Annotated in this window: 7 protein-coding genes and 1 pseudogene; 3 read left to right on the top strand and 5 right to left on the bottom strand. The window is 61.1% G+C overall.

What is annotated here, in order from left to right; all coding sequences use genetic code 11:
- Positions 1–91: 91 nt before the first annotated feature.
- The 5 genes and pseudogenes from kdsA to hemA all read right to left on the bottom strand — a co-directional run bounded on the left by kdsA (position 92) and on the right by hemA (position 4,956).
- Positions 92–939, bottom strand: a pseudogene (gene kdsA, locus BFR47_RS13470) (3-deoxy-8-phosphooctulonate synthase).
- Positions 940–947: 8 nt separating this feature from the next.
- Positions 948–1,754 carry a SirB1 family protein gene (locus BFR47_RS13465; RefSeq protein ID WP_071473550.1) on the bottom strand — a complete coding sequence of 269 codons (807 nt, stop codon included), beginning with the start codon at positions 1,752–1,754 and terminating at the stop codon, positions 948–950.
- Complete coding sequence (prmC, locus tag BFR47_RS13460; RefSeq protein ID WP_071473549.1) at positions 1,732–2,589, bottom strand: peptide chain release factor N(5)-glutamine methyltransferase; 858 nt, start codon at positions 2,587–2,589, stop codon at positions 1,732–1,734. Before prmC ends, BFR47_RS13465 begins: the two co-directional genes overlap by 23 nt.
- Positions 2,589–3,674 carry a peptide chain release factor 1 gene (gene prfA, locus BFR47_RS13455; RefSeq protein WP_071473548.1) on the bottom strand — a complete coding sequence of 362 codons (1,086 nt, stop codon included), beginning with the start codon at positions 3,672–3,674 and terminating at the stop codon, positions 2,589–2,591. Before prfA ends, prmC begins: the two co-directional genes overlap by 1 nt.
- Before the next feature lie 19 nt (positions 3,675–3,693).
- Positions 3,694–4,956: a glutamyl-tRNA reductase gene (gene hemA / locus BFR47_RS13450; RefSeq protein ID WP_071473547.1), complete on the bottom strand. Its 1,263-nt coding sequence runs from the start codon at positions 4,954–4,956 to the stop codon at positions 3,694–3,696.
- A gap of 123 nt (positions 4,957–5,079) precedes the next feature.
- Here hemA and lolB point away from each other — a divergent pair, with 123 nt between their 5' ends.
- The 3 genes from lolB (at position 5,080) to BFR47_RS13435 (ending at position 7,726) form a co-directional block, all read left to right on the top strand.
- On the top strand, positions 5,080–5,658 hold the full coding sequence (lolB, locus tag BFR47_RS13445; protein ID WP_175514115.1) for a lipoprotein insertase outer membrane protein LolB: 579 nt from the start codon (positions 5,080–5,082) through the stop codon (positions 5,656–5,658).
- Positions 5,655–6,524, top strand: coding sequence for a 4-(cytidine 5'-diphospho)-2-C-methyl-D-erythritol kinase (ispE, locus tag BFR47_RS13440; protein WP_071473545.1), 870 nt, complete (start codon positions 5,655–5,657; stop codon positions 6,522–6,524). The genes lolB and ispE overlap by 4 nt, the downstream gene beginning before the upstream one ends.
- Before the next feature lie 254 nt (positions 6,525–6,778).
- Positions 6,779–7,726 (top strand): ribose-phosphate pyrophosphokinase, encoded by a 948-nt coding sequence (locus BFR47_RS13435; protein ID WP_071473544.1) that lies wholly within the window; start codon positions 6,779–6,781, stop codon positions 7,724–7,726.
- Positions 7,727–7,814: the final 88 nt, after the last annotated feature.

The following is a 7,814-nucleotide window of genomic DNA, read 5'->3' as shown; positions in this document are numbered from 1 at the left end:
GCATCCATGTGTTATCAACCACTCACCTTATGCACACGAAAGGGGAATGGCTTGGCCCGGTGGCCGCCCGTTTTTTGGCTGCTGAATATGATCAGCGCTCGGTATCCAGCGGTTCGAAGCTTTTCACCAGCTCATCCAGCGCCTTGATCTGGGCCAGGAACGGCTCCAGCTTCGCCAGCGGCAGAGCGCTGGGGCCGTCGCATTTGGCCTGAGCCGGATCCGGGTGAGATTCAAGAAACAAGCCGGCCAGTCCGGTCGCCATGCCGGCGCGAGCCAGATCCACCACCTGATCCCGGCGACCGCCGGAGGCCTCACCCAGCGGTCCCGGCATTGCAGGGCGTGGGTCACATCGAAGATGATGGGCGCGCCACCGGTGGCCTTTTTCATGACCCCGAAGCCGAGCATGTCCACCACCAGGTTGTCGTAACCGAAGTTGGCGCCCCGTTCACACAGTATCAACTGCTCGTTGCCGCACTCGATAAACTTGTCGACGATGTTTTTCATCTGCCCCGGGCTCAGGAACTGGGGCTTCTTGATGTTGATCACCCGACCGGTTCTGGCCATGGCCTCCACCAGGTCGGTCTGCCGTGCCAGAAAGGCCGGCAGCTGGATCACATCGGCCACTTCGGCCACGGTGGCCGCCTGATGGGGTTCGTGCAGATCGGTAATCACCGGTACCTTGAAGGTGTCTTTCACTTCCTGCAACAGCTTCATGCCTTCTTCCAGGCCGGGGCCGCGGAAAGAATGAATGGAGGAGCGATTGGCCTTGTCCCAGCTGGCCTTGAAGACATAGGGAATGCCGAGCTTGTCGGTCACCTTGACGTAATGCTCGCAGGCCTTCATGGCCAGGTCGCGGGATTCCAGCACGTTGATGCCACCAAACAGCACGAAAGGCTGGTCGTTGGCAACCGGGATATGATTGATATTAACGGTTTTCATCGCTACTCCTAGTGGAGGGTTTTGGGGCCCAGATCCAGGGCTGCTACCTGGGCTTTAAGCACATCGGCCACCGGATCTTCGGGGCAGTGCTCGATAAAGAATTCAAAATCGTCGGCGGCAAGCTGATCGCAGTCGAGCTGCTCATACAGAAAGCCCCGATCACGTCGCTCGAAGGGACAATCGGGCTTGAGCTTGAGCAGCAGTTGACTGCAGGCCAGCGCCTGAGAAAACTGCTGGTGATGAATAAAGGACGCCTTGGTCACGTTCAGCAACCGGGTCAGTATATCCAGCTTGTCGGCCGCCTTGAGGTGATTGGGCTTGATGCGGGCCAGGTTGCCCCGGGCTCCCCGCAGCAATTGCTCCATTTCATGGCGCGATAACTGGCGGCCGGTAAAGGGATCAATCACAATCCCCTCTTCTCCGGGCCAGATCCGTACCAGAAAATGCCCGGGAAAGCCGATGCCCTCGGCCCGGACCTCGAAACGTTCGCACAGGTGCAGCAACAGAATGCCCAGAGTCACCGGAATGCCCCGGCGACGGGAAAGCACCCTGTCCATCAGGCAATTGTCGACCGCAAAGAAGCGCTCCCAATCCCCGACCACGCCCATGCTGCCATACAGCACCGGCAGCAGCTGCTGCGAGGCATTCATGTCTTTAAGCTCGCCGGCCAGTTCCTGCTCCAGCGCAAAGAGACTGAGTTCGGCCTGATCCCGCGCCTTGATCCCGTACAGGCTTTCCACCACATCCAGCGCCAGGGTCATCAGACTGCGCGGCTCGTCGCTCAACCAGCCATCACTGATGTTCGTTTTCAGCATTCAGCCTCCCGGGCCACTGTGCCAGCGTTATCCGTTCCTGGCCACCGTAGTCGCGCAGGGTTTCTATCTGTTGGTATCCCAGGGCGGCGAAACCGTCACGCACCAGAGCCCCCTGTTGCCAACCGTGCTCCAGCAGCAACCAGCCGCCGGATTCAAGATGATCACGAGACTGGACGATCAAATGATGCAGGTCCGCCATGCCGTGCTGCTCCGCCACCAGGGCCGAGGCCGGTTCGAAGCGCACATCCCCCGCCTGTAAATGCGGATCGGCGACATCGATATAGGGCGGGTTGGACAGGATCATGTCAAAACAGAGCCCGTCCAACGGCTCGAACCAGCAGCCCTGACGCACCTCGATGGCGAGTCCCAGTCGCTCGCCGTTGCGCCGGGCCAGGGCCGCCGCCTCCGGGTTGAATTCCACCGCCAGCACGGTGTCGTCCGGCCGCTCGCTCTTCAGCGCCAGGGCAATGGCGCCGGTGCCGGTGCCCAGATCCACCAGGGTCGCAGGGCGTGCCGGCAAGCGGGCCAGCGCCGCCTCGATGATGACTTCGGTATCGGGTCTGGGGATCAGGGTGGCAGGAGACACTTCCAGCGCCAGCGACCAGAACTCCCGCTCACCGGTGAGGTAGGCCACCGGCTCACCGCGCTGGCGCCGGGCCAGCAGTGCACTCAGCCGTTCGCACTCGGCCGGCGTCGGCTCGTATTCGGGCCAGGCCAGCAGAAAACTGCGCGGCCGGGCCAGCACATGGCATAGCAGTACGTCCGCATCCACCGCCGGAGACTCGCCGCCCGCCAGCTGCTCACGCAGCCATTGTCGCCATTGCGCCAGCGTCATCAGTGCTCCGCCAGAGAGGCCAGCAAATCGGCCTGGTGCTCCTGCAGTATCGGCTGGGTCAGCATCTCGAGCTGGCCTTCCAGCACTTCGCTCAGCCGATACAGGGTCAGGTTGATACGGTGATCCGATACCCGCCCCTGAGGATAGTTGTAGGTACGAATGCGATCGGAGCGGTCGCCGCTCCCCAGCAGGTTGCGCCGGGTGCTCTGCTCTTCGGCGTGACGCTTGTCCTGCTCTGCCTGCGCCAGCCGCGAGGCCAGCACCGCCATCGCCTTGGCCCGGTTCTTGTGCTGGGAGCGCTCATCCTGACACTCCACCACCATGCCCGTGGGCAGGTGGGTGATGCGAATGGCCGAGTCGGTCTTGTTGACGTGCTGGCCGCCGGCGCCGGAGGCGCGGAAGGTATCGACCTTGAGGTCAGCCGGGTTGATCTCGGGCGCCTCGGCCTCGGGCACCTCGGGCAACACCGCCACGGTACAGGCGGAAGTATGAATACGGCCCTGGGACTCGGTCTCAGGCACCCGTTGCACCCGGTGACCACCGGACTCGAACTTGAGCTGGCCGTAGACGCCGGTGCCCTCGATGCGGGCAATCAGCTCCTTGAAACCGCCGTGCTCGCCCTCGCTGGCGCTGATGATTTCCACCCGCCAGCGTTTCTGCTCGGCATAACGGCTGTACATGCGGAACAGATCACCGGCGAAAATCGCGGCTTCATCGCCGCCGGCACCGGCGCGGATTTCCAGAAAACAGTTGTTGTCGTCATTGGGATCTTTCGGCAACAGCAGGATCTGCAGCTCGACGCTCAGGGCTTCTATGCTGTCTTTGGCGGTGTCGATCTCTTCCTGCGCCATCAGCTTCATGTCGGCATCGTCTTCTGCCAGCATCTCTTTGGCCGCGGCCAGATCGGCTTCGGCCTGCTGATAGCGGCGAAAACAGCCCACCACGCCTTCCAGCTGGGCATATTCACGGGTCAGGGCCCGGTATTGATCCTGATTGTTGATGATCGAGGCTTCGCCCAGCAGCGCCTGCACTTCTTCGTAACGCTCCTGCAGGCCTTCCAGTTTCTTCAGTATGGATATGTTCATGGTGTCTCGCCGCTATGGCTTAATCGGTGCTGGTCAGCCCCAGGCTCTGGGCCAGAACGGCCAGGATTTCCTGATCGCCGTCTTTGCCCGCCTGGCTCAGCGCCTGAGTAGGAGTATGGATCAGCTTGTTGGTCAGTCGTCGCGCCAGCTGTTGCATGACCTGAGCGGCATCGTCCCCCTGGGCCAGCGCCTGCAGCGCCCGGGTCAGTTCCTGTTGCTGCACCCCGTTGGCCTGATTGCGGTAGTCACGAATAAGATCAACCGACTTGAGTGAACGGAACCAGCCCATAAACTGGTCACGCTCTTCCAGGATAATGCGTTCGGCCTGACCGGCGGCCCGCTTGCGGGCTTCCAGATTCTGCTCGATGATGCCCTGCAAATCGTCCACCGTATACAGGTAGGCATCGCTCAGTTCATCCACCTCGGCCTCGATATCCCGCGGCACGGCGATATCCACCAGCAGGATGGGCTGATGGCGACGGGCCTTGAGCGCCCGTTCCACCATGCCCTTGCCGATGATCGGCAAGGGACTGGCGGTCGAACTGATCACGATATCGGCCTTGGGCAGATGATCGGGAATCTGCTCCAGGGTTATCACCTCGGCGCCGAATTCCTGCGCCAGACTCTGGGCCCGCTCCAGCGTCCGGTTGGCCACCATCATCTGAGTCACCGACTGCTCCCTGAGATGACGGGCCACCAGCTCGACGGTTTCGCCGGCACCGACCAGCAGTACCCGGGTACGACCGAGGTCGGAGAAAATGCGCTTGGCCAGGCTGACGGCGGCAAAAGCCACCGACACCGCGCTGGCGCCGATGTCGGTTTCGGTACGCACCCGCTTGGCCACGGAAAACGATTTCTGAAACAGTCGCTCCAGAATCCCCTTGAGGGTACCAACCTGATGAGACTGGCTATAGGCCTGTTTGATCTGGCCCAGGATCTGCGGTTCGCCCAGTACCAGGGAGTCCAGGCCACAGGCGACCCGCATCAGATGACGTACCGCCTCTTCACCACTGTGTTGATACAGGCAGGCGGTCAGCTCATCTTCATCCAGCCGATGAAAATGTTGCAACCAGTGCCGCACCGACTCGCTGTCGCCGTCTGGCTCCAGAAAGCAATAGAGCTCGGTACGGTTACAGGTAGACAGGATCACCGCTTCCTCCACGTCCCGGGTGTGCATCAGTTCCTGTAGTGCCCTGGGGGCAAGGTCAGGTCCGAATGCCACCCGTTCGCGCAGGGCGACGGAAGCTGTCTTATGATTAATTCCCAGTACCAGCAGGCTCATGAGGGTTTTGCCCAGCTCATCACATCTTTCAAGTAGCCGAGCATTGTACGAGAAAGAGTAAGGCTTTAAAAGGCGCTGACCTTGCCCTTATACTGACGCCAAATTTCACTCCCGGAGTTATCCGTGCGTATTCTCGTGTTCACCTTCGCCCTGCTGTGGTTGTCGGGCTGTGCCTACCAGGCTCAGGAAGCCCCCGCCGGCTCCTGGCAGGCCCAGAAAACCACCCTCACTCAATTGCAACAATGGCAACTGTCGGCCCGGCTCGGCATTATCACCCCCGACGAGCGGGGCAGCCTCAGCCTGTTCTGGCGTCAGGACCGCGATGACTACCGGATGAACCTGACCAACGTGGTCGGCAAACGGGTATTCGATCTGACACGCCGTCAGGGGCAAATCATGCTCACCGACCACGAAGGTCAGCAGCACCAGGCCACCGATGCCCGGGAGCTGGTGCTTCGGCTTACCGGCTGGGATCTGCCGGTCGAGCAGCTGTCTTACTGGATAAAAGGTCTGCCGGGTGAGCAGGACCAGGTGGAATATGACGCCGATGGCCGCCCCAACACCATCCTTGCTCATGGCTGGAAGCTGCGCTACCTGGGCTATACCCGGATTGACGGGCTCTGGTTGCCCAGCCGACTGGACCTGACCCATAACGACACCACCCTGCGCCTGGCCATCAGCCAGTGGGAGCTCGAGTCATGATGGTGTTGCCGGCTCCGGCCAAACTGAATCTTTTTCTGTATATCACCGGCCGCCGGGACGACGGTTACCACAGCCTGCAGACGCTGTTTCAGTTTGTCGACCATGGCGACAGTCTGGGTTTTGAAGCGGCCCCCGATGGTGAACTGTCTCTCTCGCCGGCCCTGCCCGGGGTGGCACCGGAGCAGAACCTGATCATCAAGGCCGCCCGCCTGCTGCAAAGCCAGACCGGCTGCACCCAGGGGGCCCGCATCCATATGACCAAGCGGCTGCCCATGGGCGGGGGGCTCGGCGGAGGCTCCAGCGACGCCGCCACCACTCTGGTCGCCCTGAACCGGTTATGGCAACTGGGGCTGTCTCTGCAACAGCTGGCCCGGCTGGGGCTGACACTCGGCGCCGATGTGCCGGTATTCATCCACGGTCAGGCCACGTTTGCCGAAGGCGTGGGCGATATTTTTACCCCGGCCACGCCCCCCGAGCCCTGGTACCTGGTGCTTCACCCCGGCATCGAGGTGGCCACCGCCGCCATCTTCCAGGACCCGGACCTGCCCCGCAACAGCCCGGTATTGTCGCTGCAGCAACGACTGGCATTACCCTGGGAAAACGATTGTGAAGCACTGGTCAAAAAGCGCCACCCCGAGGTTGCCAAGCTCCTTGGCTGGTTGCTAGAATACGCGCCGTCAAGAATGACGGGCACCGGCGCCTGCATCTTCGCCAGCTTTGACAGCCGGGAACAGGCTGAGCAAACCCTGGCCAGGGCACCGGAAAGCGTGCACGGCTTCGTCGCCAAAGGCTGTAATCGTTCGCCTCTTTTCGGCGCATTGCAGCAACTGGATGCCGCTTCCCCGTCATCAGATACGGCAACCTAGACAGCGATTGCAGAAAATGGGGGTGGGCCCTTTTTCGCTCTTATTTCCAAGGGGCAATTTGCTGTCCGGTGTCACCGACAGGACTACAGGGCTCGAACCCGACTACCTGCCTGGTGCGCTACAGACTAGAATGTGCGCTACAGACTAGAATAGAATTCTAAAACGGGCTGGATAGCGGAAGTATCTTCCGTGATAACGGGTTCACGGCCCCGTCCAGTCTCGCCACCCATGAAGCAACCCCGAGGTTTTCAACCGTGCCCGACATGAAGCTGTTTGCTGGTAATGCTACGCCGGAACTCGCCCAACGTATCGCCGACCGTCTTTTCATCAAACTGAGTGCTGCCGATGTCGGCCGTTTCAGTGATGGCGAAATCAGCGTACAAATCAACGAAAATGTACGGGGCGGCGATGTCTTCATCATCCAGTCCACCTGTGCACCGACCAACGACAACCTGATGGAACTGATCGTGATGGTGGATGCACTCCGTCGTGCTTCCGCCGGTCGTATTACCGCCGTTATCCCCTACTTCGGCTATGCCCGTCAGGACCGTCGCGTTCGCTCTTCCCGGGTGCCGATTACCGCCAAGGTAGTGGCCGACTTCCTGTCCAGCGTCGGTGTGGACCGGGTGCTGACCGTCGATCTGCACGCCGAGCAGATCCAGGGCTTCTTCGATGTGCCGGTAGACAACGTCTTCGGTACCCCGGTACTGCTGGAAGACATGAGAGCCAAGAACCTGCACGATGCCGTGGTGGTGTCCCCCGATATCGGCGGTGTAGTGCGTGCCCGTGCCGTGGCCAAGCTGCTGGACGAAACCGACATCGCCATCATCGACAAGCGTCGTCCGCGCGCCAACGTCTCTCAGGTCATGCACCTGATCGGTGACGTCGAAGGCCGCGACTGCGTGATCGTCGACGACATGATCGACACCGGCGGTACCCTGTGCAAGGCCGCCGAAGCCCTGAAAGAGCGCGGCGCCAAGCGCGTGTTCGCCTACGCCACCCACGCCGTGTTCTCCGGCAACGCCGCACAGAACATCAAGGATTCCGTGATCGATGAAGTCATCATCACCGATTCCGTGCCGCTGAGCCCGGAAATCCAGGCACTGGACAAGGTAAAACAGCTGTCTCTGTCGCCGATGCTGGCCGAGGCGATTCGTCGCATCAGCAACGAAGAGTCCATCTCCGCCATGTTCGAGCACTAAGCTCGACGGTGTTGAAAGAAGCCCGCTGATGCGTAATGCCGATCAGTTAAGCCAGATCGCTTGACGATCCCGCTCAGAAGATCAAAAT

It is taken from the genome of Oceanisphaera psychrotolerans, from assembly GCF_001870485.1.
Classification (GTDB): domain Bacteria; phylum Pseudomonadota; class Gammaproteobacteria; order Enterobacterales; family Aeromonadaceae; genus Oceanimonas; species Oceanimonas psychrotolerans.
The sequence above is the reverse complement of the archived record's forward strand: the minus strand, read 5'-3'. Positions and strand labels throughout refer to the sequence as shown.

Excerpts from the sequence above, each read along its gene's own strand:
- BFR47_RS13465 (WP_071473550.1), bottom strand. The coding sequence starts at position 1,754 with ATGCTGAAAACGAACATCAGTGATGGCTGGTTGAGCGACGAGCCGCGC.
- prmC (WP_071473549.1), bottom strand. The coding sequence starts at position 2,589 with ATGACGCTGGCGCAATGGCGACAATGGCTGCGTGAGCAGCTGGCGGGC.
- prfA (WP_071473548.1), bottom strand. The coding sequence starts at position 3,674 with ATGAACATATCCATACTGAAGAAACTGGAAGGCCTGCAGGAGCGTTAC.
- hemA (WP_071473547.1), bottom strand. The coding sequence starts at position 4,956 with ATGAGCCTGCTGGTACTGGGAATTAATCATAAGACAGCTTCCGTCGCC.
- ispE (WP_071473545.1), top strand. The coding sequence starts at position 5,655 with ATGATGGTGTTGCCGGCTCCGGCCAAACTGAATCTTTTTCTGTATATC.